This is a genomic window from Ningiella algicola (assembly GCF_028401415.2).
In the GTDB taxonomy this organism is placed as follows: Bacteria; Pseudomonadota; Gammaproteobacteria; order Enterobacterales; family Alteromonadaceae; genus Glaciecola.
On sequence record NZ_CP171821.2, the window covers coordinates 3,286,258 to 3,303,397 of the forward strand.

14 protein-coding genes are annotated in these 17,140 nt (G+C 46.6%); 9 read left to right on the forward strand and 5 right to left on the reverse strand.

Annotated features, from left to right (window positions below; all coding sequences use genetic code 11):
* Positions 1-316: 316 nt before the first annotated feature.
* The 4 genes from PN836_RS14310 to glgC all read left to right on the forward strand — a co-directional run bounded on the left by PN836_RS14310 (position 317) and on the right by glgC (position 3,584).
* Entirely contained in the window at positions 317-1,021 is a 705-nt protein-coding gene (locus PN836_RS14310) for a helix-turn-helix domain-containing protein (protein WP_395339400.1), read from the forward strand.
* A 149-nt stretch (positions 1,022-1,170) separates the two neighbouring features.
* Positions 1,171-1,668, forward strand: a complete 498-nt coding sequence (locus PN836_RS14315) for an Hsp20/alpha crystallin family protein (RefSeq protein WP_395339402.1) — start codon at positions 1,171-1,173, stop codon at positions 1,666-1,668.
* 34 nt (positions 1,669-1,702) lie between these two features.
* The gene (locus PN836_RS14320; protein WP_395339404.1) at positions 1,703-2,137 is read left to right on the forward strand and encodes a universal stress protein; all 435 of its coding nucleotides are present in this window, start codon (positions 1,703-1,705) and stop codon (positions 2,135-2,137) included.
* Between the two features lie 76 nt (positions 2,138-2,213).
* Entirely contained in the window at positions 2,214-3,584 is a 1,371-nt protein-coding gene (glgC, locus tag PN836_RS14325) for a glucose-1-phosphate adenylyltransferase (RefSeq protein WP_395339406.1), read from the forward strand.
* Between the two features lie 131 nt (positions 3,585-3,715).
* Here the strand turns inward: glgC and PN836_RS14330 are convergent, their stop codons facing one another.
* The 5 genes from PN836_RS14330 to PN836_RS14350 all read right to left on the reverse strand — a co-directional run bounded on the left by PN836_RS14330 (position 3,716) and on the right by PN836_RS14350 (position 10,087).
* Positions 3,716-4,696, reverse strand: a complete 981-nt coding sequence (locus PN836_RS14330; protein ID WP_395339408.1) for a universal stress protein — start codon at positions 4,694-4,696, stop codon at positions 3,716-3,718.
* A 91-nt stretch (positions 4,697-4,787) separates the two neighbouring features.
* Positions 4,788-6,005, reverse strand: coding sequence for an efflux RND transporter periplasmic adaptor subunit (locus tag PN836_RS14335; protein WP_395339410.1), 1,218 nt, complete (start codon positions 6,003-6,005; stop codon positions 4,788-4,790).
* A complete protein-coding gene (locus PN836_RS14340) occupies positions 6,005-8,380 on the reverse strand; it encodes an ABC transporter permease (RefSeq protein WP_395339412.1) in 2,376 nt (791 codons plus the stop codon). The genes PN836_RS14335 and PN836_RS14340 overlap by 1 nt, the downstream gene beginning before the upstream one ends.
* Positions 8,374-9,189 (reverse strand): ABC transporter ATP-binding protein, encoded by an 816-nt coding sequence (locus PN836_RS14345; protein ID WP_395339414.1) that lies wholly within the window; start codon positions 9,187-9,189, stop codon positions 8,374-8,376. Before PN836_RS14345 ends, PN836_RS14340 begins: the two co-directional genes overlap by 7 nt.
* Positions 9,190-9,289: 100 nt before the next feature.
* A complete protein-coding gene (locus PN836_RS14350) occupies positions 9,290-10,087 on the reverse strand; it encodes a hypothetical protein (RefSeq protein WP_395339416.1) in 798 nt (265 codons plus the stop codon).
* A gap of 287 nt (positions 10,088-10,374) precedes the next feature.
* Between PN836_RS14350 and PN836_RS14355 the strand changes: the two genes are divergently transcribed.
* The 5 genes from PN836_RS14355 to prpF all read left to right on the forward strand — a co-directional run bounded on the left by PN836_RS14355 (position 10,375) and on the right by prpF (position 17,095).
* Positions 10,375-11,043: a GntR family transcriptional regulator gene (locus PN836_RS14355; protein ID WP_395339418.1), complete on the forward strand. Its 669-nt coding sequence runs from the start codon at positions 10,375-10,377 to the stop codon at positions 11,041-11,043.
* 62 nt (positions 11,044-11,105) lie between these two features.
* The gene (prpB, locus tag PN836_RS14360) at positions 11,106-11,981 is read left to right on the forward strand and encodes a methylisocitrate lyase (RefSeq protein ID WP_395345668.1); all 876 of its coding nucleotides are present in this window, start codon (positions 11,106-11,108) and stop codon (positions 11,979-11,981) included.
* Positions 11,982-12,050: 69 nt separating this feature from the next.
* Complete coding sequence (gene prpC, locus PN836_RS14365) at positions 12,051-13,175, forward strand: bifunctional 2-methylcitrate synthase/citrate synthase (RefSeq protein ID WP_395339420.1); 1,125 nt, start codon at positions 12,051-12,053, stop codon at positions 13,173-13,175.
* A gap of 85 nt (positions 13,176-13,260) precedes the next feature.
* Positions 13,261-15,867, forward strand: a complete 2,607-nt coding sequence (gene acnD, locus PN836_RS14370; RefSeq protein WP_395339422.1) for a Fe/S-dependent 2-methylisocitrate dehydratase AcnD — start codon at positions 13,261-13,263, stop codon at positions 15,865-15,867.
* A gap of 55 nt (positions 15,868-15,922) precedes the next feature.
* Positions 15,923-17,095, forward strand: coding sequence for a 2-methylaconitate cis-trans isomerase PrpF (gene prpF / locus PN836_RS14375; RefSeq protein ID WP_395339424.1), 1,173 nt, complete (start codon positions 15,923-15,925; stop codon positions 17,093-17,095).
* Positions 17,096-17,140 lie beyond the last annotated feature (45 nt).

Sequence of the window (17,140 nt, forward strand, 5' to 3'; positions counted from 1 at the left end):
CCATGCTCATGCTAGCGTTTGTTACACAGCTTAATTTTGACGTACATCAATTGCACAATAGATTTTTATTGGTCATTCACCACGAACACGTTGACATTAAGTCCTTTCGCCAAGCGCTAAAATACCATCGAGAAGAGCCTTAATCTCATCTGACTTTAGACCTACGTAGTTTCCGCAATAATTTACGCATCACTGCGAATATGAGCGGGTAATTTCTGGCTATATGATGATTATAGAAACCCAATAAACGTCTGTAGTAGAGCATTCAGGTTCGATGCTTAAGACGGTGTTAATCAACAACTTAAGTGGTGTCCAAATGGAAAATGTATTGCCTCTACGCCCCAACAAAATCGAAAGAGTAAGCGCTTATCAAAGTGAAGATAGTATTGCGACTCGCTCGAATACTCGTAACTCTCATCGCATCTATCAGCGCAAGCAAGTGCTGTATTGTGCAGGTGATGTATTTAAAGCGGTATATCAGTTGCGTTCGGGCTCTGCAAAAGCTTCTGTATGCACCGTCAATGGGGATGAACATATTACTGACTTCTTCTATCCGGGGGATATTGTAGGCGTGGATGGTTTTGACAGTTTTGTGCACTCCCAGCAGCTTACTTTTCTCGAGACTAGCAGTGTGGTGTGCTACACGGAAAGGGAAATCGACAGTTTATTGGCCAAGTCAGAGGCTTTTCGAAGTAGTTTGCTGCGCGCTATGAGTCATAGTTTAGTGCGCGATCAACAGATGTTATTAAGCCTAACTAATTGCTGCAGTGTGCAGCGAGTTGCTCAGTTTATCTTGAGTTTATCGAAGCGGTTTAGCGAACGCCGATGTTCGAGTGTGGAGTTTAGTTTGAGCATGACGCGCACCGATATTGCCAGCTATATTGGCATGGCTATTGAGACCCTAAGTCGGGTGCTGACTGCCTTTCAGCAAGCGAATATTTTAAGCATTAAACATCGTAAAGTCGTCATCAATGACCTTGATGCACTCAGGGCAAAAGCGAAGGTGGATTTGTTTCTTTAATCAGCATTGATAGAAATTCTGCAATGTTTGATCTTTATCAAAATAGGACACCTTGGATTTGATTAAATCCAGATGTTTCCATGCTCGCGTTAATGCATTGGAATACAAGTGAGTAAATCTTTTTATCAGTGAATAACAGGAGAGTAGCGATGTCTGAACTTCAATCTTCAAAACATAGCGAAAAAAAGCATAATCACAACTTTCTGCAGTTGGAAACAGGCTGGGATCAGTTTGACAATATGCTCCATAACTTTTCTAAACGCTGGCCGTTTCAGCATCTGGAGCGAGCAAGCATGGCACCCGAAGGCATGATGCTAAATCCGCGTGTAGACATTAAAGAGGGCAAAAAGTCTTACGATATTTCAGCTGAATTACCGGGTCTTGACACCAAAGATGTAAGTTTAGAGGTGAAAGAAGGTGTATTGACTTTAACAGGTGAGAAGAAAACCGAAACGAGCAAAGATGGCGAGAAAGACTATCACGTCATGGAACGAAGCTATGGTTTCTTTAAACGCAGTTTTGCTTTGCCCAACGGCGTAGATCAAGAAAAGATCAGCGCAGAATTTAAAAAAGGTGTGCTGCATGTATCTATTCCAAAAACCGAACATGCCATCAAAGACCAGCACAAAATAAATATTAAAGGTTAGCACTGGGTTTTAAGGTTTAAATGAGGAAATGAGTATGAAAAATTACAAGCGCATTCTAGTTGCGATAGATATTTACTCAGAGTACGACCGTGTGCTGCAAAGAGCGCTAAGTTCGGCGGCAAAGCCAAGCGATTGTAGTCTTGTATTTGTGACTTTGCCGCCGGTGTATTTTCAGCCCTATATTACTGGCGTCGGCGGCGATTTTGTCGTTGACATTGAAAGACAATCTCGCACTCGTTTGGGTGAAATTGCAAAGCAACACAAAATCCCTGAGGAAAATGTGTATGTTCCCACCGGTCGCACTGCAGATGAGATTCAGTCACTGGCAGATGATATTGGCGCGGATCTGATTGTGATTGGCACCCATGGCCGTTCGGGACTAAAGCTGCTGTTAGGTGCTACCGCCAACGAGTTGTTGCACGGCGTCAAACAAGATGTATTGGCGGTGCGCATTGATGGTGCAAGTTAACCGAAATCAAGTCAGCATGTGGCAATTTTAGTCACCTATACCCACTTACTAACTGTTATTTAATAGAGGCGATATAATGATTGCTATGCATGAATCACAAACCGATCAACTGTTGAGCAGTACGCTCGTGTTGATTTTAGCGGGCGGGCAGGGTAGCCGCCTTCATGAGCTTACAAAAACGCGCGCCAAGCCATGCATGGAATTTGCCGCTAACTATCGCTTAATCGATTTTCCACTGTCGAACTGCATTAATTCGGGGCTTAAAAAGGTCGGCATTGTGACTCAGTATAAAGCACAAACGCTGTTGAATCATTTAGTCGGTCAAAGCTGTAAGTTCAATCATCATTGTGGTGAGTTTTTAGAGTTATTGCCGGCCTCCCAACAAGAGTCAAAAAACTGGTATCAGGGAACCGCCGATGCGCTGCATCAAAATATCGCGTTCATTGAGTCAGTTAAACCACAGCGCGTGTTGGTATTGTCGGGGGATCATATCTACAAAATGGATTATCGCCTGCTACTGAGTGAGCACGCGAATAGCCGGGCAGATATGACGGTCTCATGCATCGAATCGTCCATTGAAGATGCGCGCGGTAAGCTTGGGGTCATGCAGGTTGATGGCAAAATGCAAATCACTGCATTTGAAGAAAAGCCCGAACATCCTAGCCCCTTAGCAGATAAACCAGGGCATGTGCTCGCTTCAATGGGCAATTATGTGTTTGAAACTGATTTCTTGCTTCAAGTATTACGCGAAGATGCAGCCAATCACGACTCGACCCACGATTTTGGCAAAGATGTCATCCCCTCGCTCATTAAGCGCTCAAAGGTAAACGGATTTCGTTTTCGCGATAGCAACAACACCATTCCGTATTGGAAAGACGTAGGTACCTTGGATAATTACTATGGTGCCAATATGGATATGCTCAAAGCCAGCGCGCCTCTAGATGTAAACGATCCACTATGGCCAATATCAAGCGCGCCAAGCAGCTTACCACCTACGCGTTGTTACACCTTGGCGAATGCTTCGGCTGCGTTGAGTGATTCTTTGCTCGGGCACGGTTGCGAATTACACGCATGCGAGATATCCGGCAGTGTGGTGTGTGAGAAAGTCCATATTGAGAAAGATGTGAGCATTAAAGACGCTGTTATTTTACCTAATGTGCGAATAGGAAAAGGGGCAAAAGTGTTTAATGCGATTGTCGATGCCGCGTGCGATATTCCTCCGGGCGTGACGATAGGATTTAACGCCAGGGTAGACAGGCAAAATGGTTTTCGAGTAACGGAAAAAGGCGTTACTCTCGTTTCCCAAGAGGCGCTCGATAAGCTAAGGCAACGTGCGCTGAGTCGAAGCAAGCGCGCGGCATTCACAGAGCTTGCGCACTCGCACGCCACCCAACAGGTCAAAATTGTGAATTCTACGCAGCATGAGCCTGAGCGCTACGCCCTGTAAAATATGCCTTCAGTTGGTTTTGTTTGCCAGCAATGCTAGGGTAAGTTTGAACATCGATTAGAGTAGCAGATGGTGTTATGCCCTCAAAGTATAAAGTAGTTTTGCTAAAATCCTTTTCCGCACGCCCGCACTCATGCATTCACTAAAATTGGCGAGTGAAAGCCATCTGGTTTTACGACTAACAAGTCAATCTCTAGGCGTTTGAATATGTTTTCGGCAGTGCTGCCTAGAAAGCCCGTTCGATAAGTAGTGCCAATCACTATGGTCGAGGCGCCCAGTTCACTGGCGAGTTTTGGCAGTGCCTCAATGGCCTTGCCATTCACAAAATGACGATGTTCCAAATGCGGCACTATTTCTTCGCAGCCTTGAGTAAACTTCTCATAATGCTGTTCTTTCAGTGCATGGATAATATCTTGATTGGCAACGGTTTTGGTAAATTCTGGAAATACGTCGGTAAGCAGATTAGTTTGCCTGATGCCCTGAATAAACATCTCCCAATAGCTAGGGTCAAAGCAATGACAGGCATGTAAGGGTGCGTCCAGAGCAGTTGAAAGCGCAAGTGCGCTGTTTAACACATTATTGTCCAAATGACTTTGTTCATTCAGTTTTTGCCCTGGGTCTACCGCGGCTAACACCGCTCGGCCTTTACTTTGAGTGTGATTTTGTGCTGACTCCCTTGCAAATAAAATGGGGCATGGACAAGACTTAAGAATCTGCGCTTCATTAACGCCATGTACCCATTGTTCAAAGGCTGAGGCTAAGCGTGAGCTTTTAATCACAAGATCGGGTTTGTAGTCATCAATGGCTCTTACTGCACTGATATATCCAGTGTCTTGCCATATGACTTGAGTGGTAAAGTGCACGTTGTCTGTAGCAGAATAACACGCTAGCTCTTCTAATTTTTGAGTGTGGTAATCAATTAACGAACGCTTTACTAAGTCTATATGGTCAAGATCTAACATAAACGTTGATTCAATATTCGCGTCATAAACGTTCATGAACAACAGGATTTCTGTGTTTGCTGGGTGTTTGAGTTGTAGCGCTCGGTAAAGCGCCTGATGCTCAGTGTCGTTTTGTTCAATGATCACAAAAATCTTCTTAAAGGCCTTCATGCTGTCTCCAGAATGTTGCGCATATCGTGTCGTATTGTGACTGCTCAGCTATTTTGTGCGCTTGATATAAGGTGTGTATAAAATATGAGTCTTATAAGGTTTCACGCTGTTTCACCTTTGCTCCATCTACCGTTTGGTCGTTAGGATGCAAAATAAATGATTCATCTTGCTCTAGTCCGGATAAAAGCTCTGCATGGAAATTGTTTCGCTGCCCCAATTCTACAATGCGTTTTTCAACCTCGCCATCGACAACGGCGTATATGGCCCAGTCTTGATTTTCACGGAAAAGCGCACTAATCGGTAGTGTGAGAACATCCTTAATTTCATTTAGTACAATGGTGACGTCTACTTGATACCCGTGGCCAAGTCGTGCGTGCTGTTCATAATCACTGGTAAAATCGATAATAACGTTAACGCGCTGCTCTTCAATGCCAAGTGCAGATATCTTTTTAAATCCGATGGGTTCTACATGACTGACTACGCCTTCTAAATCGCTTTGACCGCCCCAATTGGAGATGATTGCGCGCTGGCCTATTTCAACGTTAACGGCATCAAAAGAAAGTAACTCTACTACAATTTCAAGCTGACGAGGATTGCCAATTTCAACTAAGGGTGTGCCCGCCTGAACCACGCCTTCACTTTTATTTAGGATAGTAAGCACCTTGCCATCGACTGGTGACGTAATATTGATACAGTCGCACTCAGGTACAGGGGCTTGGTCTGCTGCCGGTGACATCAGTTGTGCTTTAGCTCGCTCGTGCTCAAACACCCGCATTTGCAGCGCAGCCTGAGCGGTAGCAAGCTCAGCGCGCGTGGTTTTATAAACGCGTTCTGCGGTATCAAGCTCTCGTTGAGAAACACTGTTATTGACGCGCAGTTCGCGCATTCGATTAAGTTCTGTTAAGGCAAACTCTAATTCAGCTTCGACTTGCTCAACTTGCGCCTGAGCCAGTGTTTGTGACGATGCTGTCGCTTCAACATCAGCCTTGGCTTGCGCTTCGGTGCGCGGGTCTAAGAAAGCCGGGTCAATCGGTTCGATAATGGCGACAACGGTATCTGAGAGCGTCACTTCATCGCCCACCTCTGACTCAATTCTGCGCAAGTTACCGGTAACTGGTGCAGAGAGTACATACGTGTCGTGAATACGGGTTCTACCTTCTTCTGTGACGCTTATCACTAAGTCATTCTTGCTCACCTGCTGAATGTCTGTCAGCACAGTCGTGGGGCGAAACGAATATCCGATTGCTAGTAAAAGCACCAATGCAATTGCCAACCACAACACGATGCGTGAGTGTCTTTTATTCATCATTATTCCCTCGTTTTCAGTACTTTTATTAAGTCAAGCGTGTCCACGCGTCTGCGCACGATAGCCGCGGAAATTCCTGCCGCAACAATTACCAAAGTTGCGGCGATGCCGTATGTAGATAATTCAATGACCAGCGGTACGCGAAACATTTCGGTATCAAAGGCGCTAGCCATAGACAGCACCAATATCCATCCGCACAAACAGCCCAAAGGCAGACCAAATAAGACCATAAACATGACTTCACCCAGCAGCACGTAAGAAATTTCGCCTCGAGTAAAGCCTAAAACACGCAAAGTCGCTAACTCTCTGGCACGCTCTGATAATGCGACGCGTGTACTGTTATACACCACACCAAAGGTGAGTATGCAGGCTAAAAATACGAACATGAGAATGAGCACAAGTAGATGCTCAACGATGATCTGATCAAAAGAGTCTGCAGCGGCTTGGCGCAGCATTACTGCAGTGATTTTTGGGGTTTCTTTAAGTTTGTTGAAGGTTTCATCTTGCTTTGCTCCATCAACCAAAATATTCGCGTATTCAAAGCTTGGCGATTCGCCCATATATCGGTTTAGCATACCGATTTCAAGGTATGTTGGTGTGCCAATGTAAGTTTCAAATACGCCTGCGACTGGCAAACTGAAAGTCTTCCGTTTTCCCTCAAGCACTTCTACCCAAACCTCGTCGCCTACATCTACCTTGAGCTTTTGGGCGAGGCGAGTGGCCATCATCAAACCATTGCTTGGCAGGGGCACGACTTTCTCTTGCGAGGCGTCGTAAACAGGCTGTAAGGTGCTGTCTTTTTCGATACCCGAAATTGCCCCTCGATGGGTAATGCCGCCAGCGCTAATATCAGCAGAAATAATCCGCATAGGCTCGGCGCGAATAACACCAGGCAAGTTTTCAAAGTCGTGAATCGCGCGCATGCTGACCGGATTGGGCACTCCAACCATCATGTCTTGCTTTTGCGCCTCTTCAAAATACACGCGCTGCAAATAGTCAAGGGAGTCGGTCCATTGCATGTTCATAATTATCAGACCGCACGATAAGGCCACCCCGAAGCTTGTTAAAAAAGAGCGCAGTGGCCATCGTCGAATCTGGCGCAACGCAATGCGGGTAGGTTGGTCTAGCCATCGTGCGTAGCGCGTATTAAAGTTGAGCGACTGGCTATAAACGGGTGGTGAGGGCGGTATCATTGCTTGGGCGGGCGGCAGTTTTATCGCTGCCCTCACCGCGAAATACGCGCCAATGAGCACCGCTACAGTCGTGATAAGCCCGCCTATGCTATAGGAGCTTAATCTGGGTTCGTATACAAACAGCGGGAATCGGTACATTTCAGTAAATATTTGTGAGTTTTCTCGGCCCAGGTAATAGCCCAAAGTGCATCCAATTACGAAGCCTATTAAGCAAATGAGCAGAACCAGCTTGGCGTATTGCCACGCAATTTGCGCTCCGCTATAGCCGAATGCTTTCAGCAATCCAATTTCCGTGCGTTCAGTGGCAATTAGGCGCGACAAAACCATGTTGGTCAAAAACACCGACACCACAATAAATATGCTCGGTAAAATGCGCGCCATCGATTTTTGTTGCTCAATTTCGTTCATTACAAACCAGTTAGAAATCTGGTCTTTTCTGTCTATTGAACTAATGCCGCCATATGGCTCAAGTAACGTGTCAATTTCCAGCAGCACCTGCTCGGTAGACGCATTGTGCATTAGTTTTAAAGCGATGGAGTTAAACGACGCATCTAAATCAAAGGCAGCCTCGAGTACGTCTCTGGCTAACCACATAACGCCAAAACGCTCATCGTCGGGCATCAAACCGCCGGGGCTGATGGCGTAGATAAATTCAGGGCTAAGCGCAGTTCCAACTACTCTAAACTGGCGTTTATTGCCATCCATAATGATATCTATACGCCCGTAAAGCGGAATGCCATGTGCCTGCGCAAACGGCTCGCTGACAATGATTTCGTCGCTGCGACCGGGGGCGACCCAGCGCCCCGTTCTGAGCACCAGTTGGTTTAGAAGGGGTTGATTGTTTTCGGGAATGGACAATAGTTGCCCGACAACAGGTTCCGCAAAGTCGGCAATATCCACGGTGACATATTCGGTAATGCGCGTATCGACAGTTTGTACACCGGGTATTTCGCTTAAGCTCTTTGCTAAACGTTCCGGAGCACGGGTGGCATAGGCAAATACATCGGCAAACTTATAGCGCTCGTAATAAGCCTCAGTAGTATCTCTAAGCGCATCAACCGTTGACAGTGACATGACCAAAGTTGCTACGCCTGAGCCAATCACTAAGGCAATAGCAAGCACCTGACCGCGCAAGCGCCACAGGTCGCGAAAGAGCTTTTTATCAATTGCCGAAAAAACTACCACTCTAAACTGCTCGCTGATTGTCGTGTTTGGTTTATCACTACATCTGAAATTGCACCGTCTGAAATACGAATGATTCTATCGGCCATACCACCGACGACCGTGTTGTGCGTGATTACAGCGGTAGACGTACCCAGTTGGTTATTAATATTTTCGATAGCTTCAAGCACAATGATGCCGGTGTGTTTGTCAAGCGCTCCGGTGGGTTCGTCACATAAAAGAATATCGGGCTGCTTGGCAATCGCACGGGCAATGGCAACCCGCTGCTGCTCACCGCCCGACAACTGTGAAGGGAAATGATGCATGCGATCGCCCAGTTTAACTAAATCCAGCGCCTCGTCAGGCTTAATTGGGTTCGGCGCAATTTCTGTTACCAGCGCCACATTCTCATAAGCCGTGAGACTGGGAATAAGATTATAAAACTGAAACACAAAGCCCACGTGGTTGCGCCTGAAGCGAGTAAGCTCTGAGTCGGTGGCATTGCTCAAATTTTCATTACCGTAAAACACTTCGCCAGAAGTCGGTAAATCGAGTCCGCCTAAGATATTAAGTAGAGTTGACTTGCCGCTGCCTGATGCACCCAACAGCACCGCCATCTCTTTTGGATAGAGCTCAAAATCAACGCCGCGCAGCGCATGCACCTTCACATCACCTGATTGATAGGTTTTTACGAGCTTGCGCGCTGACAGCGTTGGTACGCTGGTATCGATGGATGATGCAGAGGCATGTTGTTGCATGAGCACGTCATTATCAGAGTCATTATTGGTTCTAAGTTTGACAAAACTGGTATTGAGTATATTGATGCGGATCAAAAAGTAAGATGCTAAGTGCTTTGCTTAGTTAGCCGACCATAGGCACAGTTCCTAATTGCAGAAAGCAGAGCGTGTAGTTTAGCAAATGGGTAGGCACGACTTAGGGTGTAGCGCGAGCAATCACATAAAAGTAGCGCCCAAACTCTTCATCGTCCCCGGTACTTGAATGGGTCGAGTTGAATGTCCACCATGGTTGCGCACTCATGGCACTCATCACTTGACTGGCGATATCTCGCTGCGCTTCAAACCCCCGTATTTCACAAATACTTTTTTTGCAAATGACGGATTGTACAGATACCCGATCGCTTAACTCATGGGTAATAAAAAAGTCGCTAATCTTTTGTTGCATCATCAGCGCCCAGTCGTAATCCTCTTCCTGAGTTTGTAACTCTTTAAAGGTTTCTACCATCGTGCCCGTGCTGCGCGCTAATACTGAGGCGAAGGGCTCCGGTAGAATGGCTTTGGCTTCTTCTTCGCTGATGCTTTCTAACTTTTGGCCTTGTTGTTCCAGCATGTTTTGCGCTTGCTTAAATTTCACTTCAAGGTTGGCGTATCGGCTAGCAGATTGTTTTGCTTGAGATACAATCATCTCTTCAAGATTGGTAATTTGTGACTTAAGTCTTGTTAGTTCGTTTGAAGAGCTGGTGGCTGAATCCATATTTTGAATATTGGAAATCGCTTTTTCATCGCTTACGGTTTCAGCGCTAGCACTTGGCGTGTGAACACTGCCAATTGCGCTTAACTCGCTGTTTGCTGCAAGATCATCTGGTTTTCCAATGGGCGTTGAAATCTCTGCATTAGGCATATGATCTACGCGGCCTCCATTAAAGATAATCCACGCAATTGCAAAACCAATGATTAGGCCGATTGTCGTTGCAAACACTAGTGATTTATTCATGATCAAATCCTTATGAGTTCAAAAAACAATGCCACTTCGGGCAAGCAGTATGCTAAGTCTATCATCCTAAGCATTAGGTCGCGATGCTTAACATTCTACGGTGGTAAAACCGACCGAGCCTTGTGATGTGCTCCAGACTCGCGGCGTAAAATGCCGTAGGACTGTGTTGATGCAACGAGTCACTACTCGATAGTTGCGAATGTGCGACTCAAGTAGTACTTGAAAAAACGTGTTTGTTTCTCTATATTGTCGACAATGTTTTGTAAGGCAAGGATTTTTGCTCGTTCATGTCGCCCTTCGATGAAACGCCGGTAACCTCATCTGATAAGACTTTTATTGGTCTTAGAGCCGATATTGTGGAAGGTCACATCCCACCAGGCTCAAAACTAAGCGAAACTGAATTGTCGACAAAATGGGGCGTTAGTCGCGCTGTGGTGAGAGAGGCAATCAATCGCTTAGAAACCGTCAGTTTGGTCGAACGCAAGCCAAACGTTGGCGCAAAAGTAGTAAGGCTCTCCCAGCAAGGTTTGGTGCAGCTTTACCAAGTCAGAGAAGCACTTGAAGGCATGGCTGCTCGACTTGCCGCCGCGCATATGAGCGACGAAGAAGTCGAGGACTTAAACGCATTACTTGCTTCGCATTTTGAGGAGGTCAGAGGCTCTGCATCATATTATCAAGAGGCAGGTGATGTGGACTTTCACTATCGTATTGTGCTGGGTAGCCACAATCAAGCGCTCATAAGCATGCTCACTAACAATATTTATCACCTTGTGCGCATGTACAGAGTGCAACTCGGTATGGCGGGTCCACGTGTAAGTACGGCATTTTCAGAGCATCAGCAAATTGTCCAAGCCATATCAAATCGAGATGGTGAGCTGGCAGAGTTATTGATGCGTCGCCACATTTTATATTCGAAAAATAATATTGAGACGAAACTAAATACGGCTACTGGTTGACGAGAAAACGCGTTGAAAAAGGTAGATGTTGATCAATGAACGAGGAAGCAATTATGAGCGGGATGAGTCCTGGCAAGAAATTCAGAGAGGCACTTAAAGCCAATAAGCCTTTGCAGATTGTAGGGACCATCAATGCCTACAGCGCTATTATGGCGCAGAAAATTGGTCATCAAGCTATCTATTTAAGCGGTGGTGGTGTAGCAAATGCCTCATATGGACTACCCGATTTGGGCATGACTTCCTTAAACGATGTCATTGCCGATGTTCAGCGTATTACTTCAGCTAGCGACTTACCCTTATTGGTTGATATTGATACCGGCTGGGGTGGCGCGTTCAACATTGCAAAAACAATAAAAGATATGGAACGTGCAGGGGCCGCAGCGGTGCATATGGAAGACCAAGTAGCGCAAAAGCGCTGCGGACATCGTCCAAACAAAGCGATTGTGACAAAAGATGAAATGGTCGACCGGATTAAAGCAGCAGTGGATGCACGCAGCGATCCAGACTTCTTTATTATGGCGCGCACTGACGCTTTCGCTCAAGAAGGTTTGGAAAAGGCCATTGAACGCGCTAAAGCTTATGTTGCAGCTGGTGCTGACGGTATTTTTGCAGAAGCTATTCAAACGGAAGCGCATTATCGTGCTTTTGCGCAAGCCTTAGATGTGCCAATTTTGGCCAACATTACGGAGTTTGGCAAAACAGAGCTTTGGAATACTCAAGTGCTCGGAGAGTGGGGCGCGGCAATGGTCCTTTACCCCTTAAGTGCATTTAGAGCAATGAACAAAGCGGCTGAAATGGTGTATCAGTCTATTTTAAAAACAGGCGATCAAAAAGCCGTGCTCGACACCATGCAAACCCGCATGGAGTTATACGATTATTTAGGTTATCACGAGTATGAGCAGAAGCTAGATTCACTTTTTGAAGATGAAAAGAAGTGAGCAAAGCAGATCATAAGCAAACAAGCGCAGATCCATTTAGAGAGTTATTAGAATTTTGAGGAGCCAATCATGGCAAAAGTACTAAGCGGTGCAGGTTTACGCGGGCAGGTGGCAGGTAAAACAGCTTTGTCGACAGTGGGTGTTTCGGGCTCTGGCCTGACGTATCGCGGATACGATGTAAAAGACCTAGCAGATACATGCCAGTTCGAAGAAGTTGCTTATCTTATCCTTAAAGGAAAGCTTCCGACCCAAGCTGAGTTAGATGCATATAAGAGTAAGCTAAAAGGACTTCGCGCATTACCAGCAGCCTTGACCGATGTGCTTGAGCGTATTCCTGCTGACGCCCACCCGATGGATGTATTGCGTACAGGTTGCTCTATGCTCGGCAACCTTGAAACGGAAACAGATTTTAGTCAGCAGCAAGCAGTGACGGATCGCATGTTGGCTTGCTTCCCCTCTATTATTTGTTATTGGTATCGCTTTAGTCATGACGGCGTTAGAGTGGACGTTCAGACTGATGACGATTCGATTGGTGCGCATTTCTTGCATTTGTTACACGGTGAAAAGCCGTCTGAGTTATTCGAACAAGTCATGCATGTCTCCCTTATTTTGTACGCAGAGCATGAATTTAACGCCTCAACCTTCACCGCCAGAGTGTGCGCATCGACCCTTTCAGACATGCATAGCTGTGTTACCGGCGCTATTGGCTCACTGCGCGGTCCACTTCATGGGGGCGCGAATGAGGCAGCTATGGAAATGATTGAAGGATTTGAATCAGCCGACCATGCAGAGCAAGAAATGATGGGCAAACTCGCTCGCAAAGAAAAAATCATGGGCTTTGGTCATGCTATCTATTCGGAGTCTGATCCTCGAAACGACATTATCAAAGGCTGGTCTGAAAAGCTTGCAAAAGAAGTAGGAGACGAGGTGCTATATCCGGTTTCTGTGCGCTGCGAGGAAGTGATGTGGCGAGAGAAAAAGCTGTTTTGCAACGCGGACTTCTTCCACGCCTCTGCTTACAATTTTATGAATATACCGACCAAACTGTTTACCCCAATTTTCGTCATGTCGCGTTTAACGGGATGGGCAGCGCATGTAATGGAGCAACGTGCCGACAATCGTATTATTCGACCTTCAGCGGAATATACCGGCGAGGATATTCGACCCGTGCCGTCTATTGGCGAGCGAAACTAATACGCAGAACGAAAGCGTGAGTCCTTAAGTGCCAATTAACCGGCATGGGGTCGCGCATTAAGCATAGTCTTCTTTTGAGGTAAACATGAACTACGAACATCGTAAACCCCTTCCCAATTCAAACTTGGATTACTTTGATACCGAGGCGGCGGTCAACAGCATCAAAGAAGGTGCATACAAAGGCTTACCTTATACCTCAAAGGTGCTTGCTGAAAACTTAGTGAGACGCTGTGCGCCTGAGCATTTGCATGAAGCCTTAGAGCAAATCATCTATCGCAGACGTGATTCGGACTTCCCTTGGTATCCAGCGCGCGTGGTGTGTCATGACATATTGGGTCAAACGGCTTTGGTTGACTTAGCTGGCTTGCGCGATGCGATTGCGGAAAAAGGGGGAGACCCCGCCAAAGTGAATCCGGTAGTGCCCACGCAATTAGTGGTAGATCATTCACTGGCGGTTGAGCACGGCGGCTATGTTGAAAATGCGTTTGAAAAGAACCGTGCGATTGAAGACAGACGAAACGAAGACCGTTTTCATTTTATCAATTGGACAAAAACCGCGTTTAAAAATGTGGACGTGATTCCTCAGGGTAACGGCATATTGCATCAAATCAATTTGGAAAGAATGTCTCCTGTCGTGCAAGCCAGAGATGGCGTTGCCTTCCCAGATACACTGGTTGGCACAGATAGTCACACGCCGATGGTGGATGCCCTTGGTGTCATTGCCTTAGGTGTGGGTGGGCTTGAAGCAGAGAGTGTGATGCTTGGCCGTGCGTCCTATATGCGTTTGCCGGATATTGTAGGCGTGCGTTTAATAGGCAAGCCACAAAGCACGATTACTGCGACCGATATTGTATTGGCGCTTACTGAATTTTTACGTAAAGAGCGCGTGGTATCAGCATACCTTGAGTTTTTTGGTGAAGGTTGTCAGCATCTTACCCTTGGCGACAGAGCCACCATTTCAAACATGACACCCGAATATGGCGCAAGTGCGGCAATGTTCTACATTGATGAGCAAACCATTGAGTATTTGACCTTAACCGGACGTGAAGACAAGCAAGTGCAGTTGGTTGAAAACTACGCCAAGCACACCGGCTTGTGGGCAGATTCGATGACAGATGCTGAGTATGAGCGCGTTCTAGAGTTTGATTTATCCTCTGTTGTGCGAAACATGGCAGGCCCTTCTAATCCTCACGCCAGAGTTGCCACCACTGATTTAGTGAAACGGGGCATTGCGCATGCTAGCTCTGAATCAGCATCTGTGGATATTCATAACGATGATAAAATGCCCGACGGTGCGGTTATTATCGCGGCTATTACAAGCTGCACCAACACCAGTAATCCTCGAAACATGATTGCGGCAGGCCTAATTGCTCGTAACGCTAATCGCTTAGGGCTTAAGCGTAAATCTTGGGTTAAAACCTCTCTGGCACCGGGCTCAAAAGCGGTGAAATTGTATTTGGAAGAAGCCGAGCTTTTACCTGAGCTACAAGACTTAGGTTTTGATGTAGTGGCGTTTGCATGCACTTCATGCAACGGAATGAGCGGGCGATTGGAGCCGCATATCGAGCAGGAAATCAAAGATCGTAACCTGTATTCCACGGCGGTTCTTTCTGGCAATCGAAACTTTGATGGACGTATCCATCCGCATGCTGACCAAGCCTTTCTTGCTTCACCGCCCTTAGTCGTTGCTTATGCCATTGCTGGCAGCATTCGATTTGATATCGAAAAGGATGCATTGGGCTTTGATCAAAGTGGTAAGCCCATTTTGCTGAAAGACATTTGGCCTTCGGATGAAGAAATAGACGCCGTGGTAAAAGCCTCGGTTAAGCCCGAGCAATTTCGCAAGGTATATGAGCCTATGTTCGACATTCAGTCTGGCGAGATGAATCTAAACCCGCTGTACGATTGGCGTCAGATGTCGACCTATATTCGCAGGCCACCATATTGGGAGGGAGCACTTGCTGGTAAGCGCTCACTGTCAAAAATGCGACCGCTTGCCGTACTCGGCGATAACATCACAACCGATCATTTGTCGCCATCAAATGCCATTCAAGCTCACAGCGCTGCCGGTGAATATTTGGCAAAAATGGGCTTGCCGGAAGAGGACTTTAATTCTTATGCTACCCATCGCGGTGATCACCTTACCGCACAGCGAGCGACCTTTGCCAACCCTAAGCTGATGAATGAGATGGTCCTGGAAAATGGTGAAATTAAGCAAGGCTCGTATGCCCGAGTAGAACCCGAAGGTAAGCAAATGCGCATGTGGGAAGCGATTGAAACTTACATGCAGCGCAAGCAGCCCCTAATTATTATAGCCGGCGCCGACTATGGACAAGGAAGCTCTCGGGATTGGGCTGCAAAAGGTGTGCGCCTAGCGGGGGTTGAAGTTATCGTGGCAGAAGGTTTCGAGCGAATTCACAGACAGAATCTAATTGGTATGGGCGTGCTGCCTTTGGAATTTAAACCGGGCGTGACGCGAAAAACACTTAGCATCGACGGCAGCGAAACTTTTGATGTTAAAGGTGAGTTTAAACCTGGAAACACGCTCTCTTTAGTCATTACAAAAGCGACCGGTGAGCAGTTAACCGTGCCGGTAAGCTGTCGATTGGATACTGCTGAAGAAGTCAGTATTTACGAAGCGGGCGGTGTTTTACAGCGCTTCGCACAAGACTTTTTGGCCTCGGCAAGCTAAATGGAGTTAGCGGTTCACAAGGCCAAGAATAAGCGCATCGTGATAAAGGGATAATATGTATTCACCACAACTTAAAATACCAGCTACGTATATGCGTGGTGGCACCAGTAAAGGCGTGTTTTTTAAACTAGATGATTTGCCTTTACAGGCTCAGCAAGCTGGGGAATACCGCGACCGCTTGCTGCTCCGCGTAATTGGCAGTCCAGACCCCTACGGTAAACATACCGACGGTATGGGCGGTGCAACATCAAGCACCAGTAAAACCGTGATTTTAGGTAAAAGTGATAAAGCAGATCACGATGTAAACTATTTGTTTGGTCAAGTGGCCATTGATAAAGCCTTTATCGATTGGAGTGGCAACTGTGGCAATTTAGCCGCAGCGGTGGGCGCATTTGCCATTGAAAACGGAATGGTTGATAGCGCAAACTTGCCTGAAAACGGCATTGCCCAAATCAAAATTTGGCAGCAAAATATTCAGAAAACGATTGTTGCGCATGTGCCGATCACCAATGGGAAAGTGCAAGAAACGGGTGATTTTGAGCTAGACGGGGTCACTTTTCCCGCAGCGGAGGTCAAAATTGACTTTATAAAACCGATTGATGAATCCGAAGCGGTCTTTCCTACCGGTAATGTCGTCGATACGCTTGACGTGCTCGGCATAGGGACTTTCGAGGCTACGTTTATCAACGCGGGTATTCCCACAATTTTTGTCAATGCAGTTGATATTGGTTACACAGGCACAGAGCTACAAGATGATATTAACCAAGATGTGGACGCCTTAGAAAAATTTGAACGCATGCGGGCATACGGTGCATTAAAAATGGGGCTTATTCAGTCAATTGATGAGGCTGAGCAACGTCAACATACCCCTAAGATTGCGTTTGTCTCGCCGGCAAAAGAGTATGTATCGTCCAGTGGTAAAGCAGTGAATTCTGAGCAAATTGACCTATGTGTGCGAGCACTTTCTATGGGCAAACTTCATCATGCTATGATGGGCACCGCTGCGGTCGCAATTGGCAGCGCGGCCGCCATACCCGGAACGCTCGTTAATCTCGCAGCGGGTGGCACCGAGCGTGAATCAGTCACCTTCGGTCATCCCTCTGGCACCTTAAGCGTTGGCGCAAGTGCTAAGGAACAAAATGGCACTTGGCGCATCGAAAAAGTCAGTATGAGCCGCAGCGCGCGTGTCTTGATGGAGGGCAAAGTAAGAGTTCCACAGCTTACTTAACGCAAATACTTGCCGTTAGTTTTTCGGATTGGGAATAAAATCTAC

What these genes read in the sequence shown, in the direction of transcription:
- acnD (WP_395339422.1), top strand. Translation starts at nt 13,261, where the DNA reads ATGAACTACGAACATCGTAAACCCCTTCCCAATTCAAACTTGGATTAC.
- PN836_RS14310 (WP_395339400.1), top strand. Translation starts at nt 317, where the DNA reads ATGGAAAATGTATTGCCTCTACGCCCCAACAAAATCGAAAGAGTAAGC.
- PN836_RS14350 (WP_395339416.1), bottom strand. Translation starts at nt 10,087, where the DNA reads ATGAATAAATCACTAGTGTTTGCAACGACAATCGGCCTAATCATTGGT.
- prpF (WP_395339424.1), top strand. Translation starts at nt 15,923, where the DNA reads ATGTATTCACCACAACTTAAAATACCAGCTACGTATATGCGTGGTGGC.
- PN836_RS14355 (WP_395339418.1), top strand. Translation starts at nt 10,375, where the DNA reads ATGTCGCCCTTCGATGAAACGCCGGTAACCTCATCTGATAAGACTTTT.
- glgC (WP_395339406.1), top strand. Translation starts at nt 2,214, where the DNA reads ATGATTGCTATGCATGAATCACAAACCGATCAACTGTTGAGCAGTACG.
- PN836_RS14320 (WP_395339404.1), top strand. Translation starts at nt 1,703, where the DNA reads ATGAAAAATTACAAGCGCATTCTAGTTGCGATAGATATTTACTCAGAG.
- prpB (WP_395345668.1), top strand. Translation starts at nt 11,106, where the DNA reads ATGAGTCCTGGCAAGAAATTCAGAGAGGCACTTAAAGCCAATAAGCCT.
- PN836_RS14335 (WP_395339410.1), bottom strand. Translation starts at nt 6,005, where the DNA reads ATGATGAATAAAAGACACTCACGCATCGTGTTGTGGTTGGCAATTGCA.
- PN836_RS14315 (WP_395339402.1), top strand. Translation starts at nt 1,171, where the DNA reads ATGTCTGAACTTCAATCTTCAAAACATAGCGAAAAAAAGCATAATCAC.
- prpC (WP_395339420.1), top strand. Translation starts at nt 12,051, where the DNA reads ATGGCAAAAGTACTAAGCGGTGCAGGTTTACGCGGGCAGGTGGCAGGT.
- PN836_RS14330 (WP_395339408.1), bottom strand. Translation starts at nt 4,696, where the DNA reads ATGAAGGCCTTTAAGAAGATTTTTGTGATCATTGAACAAAACGACACT.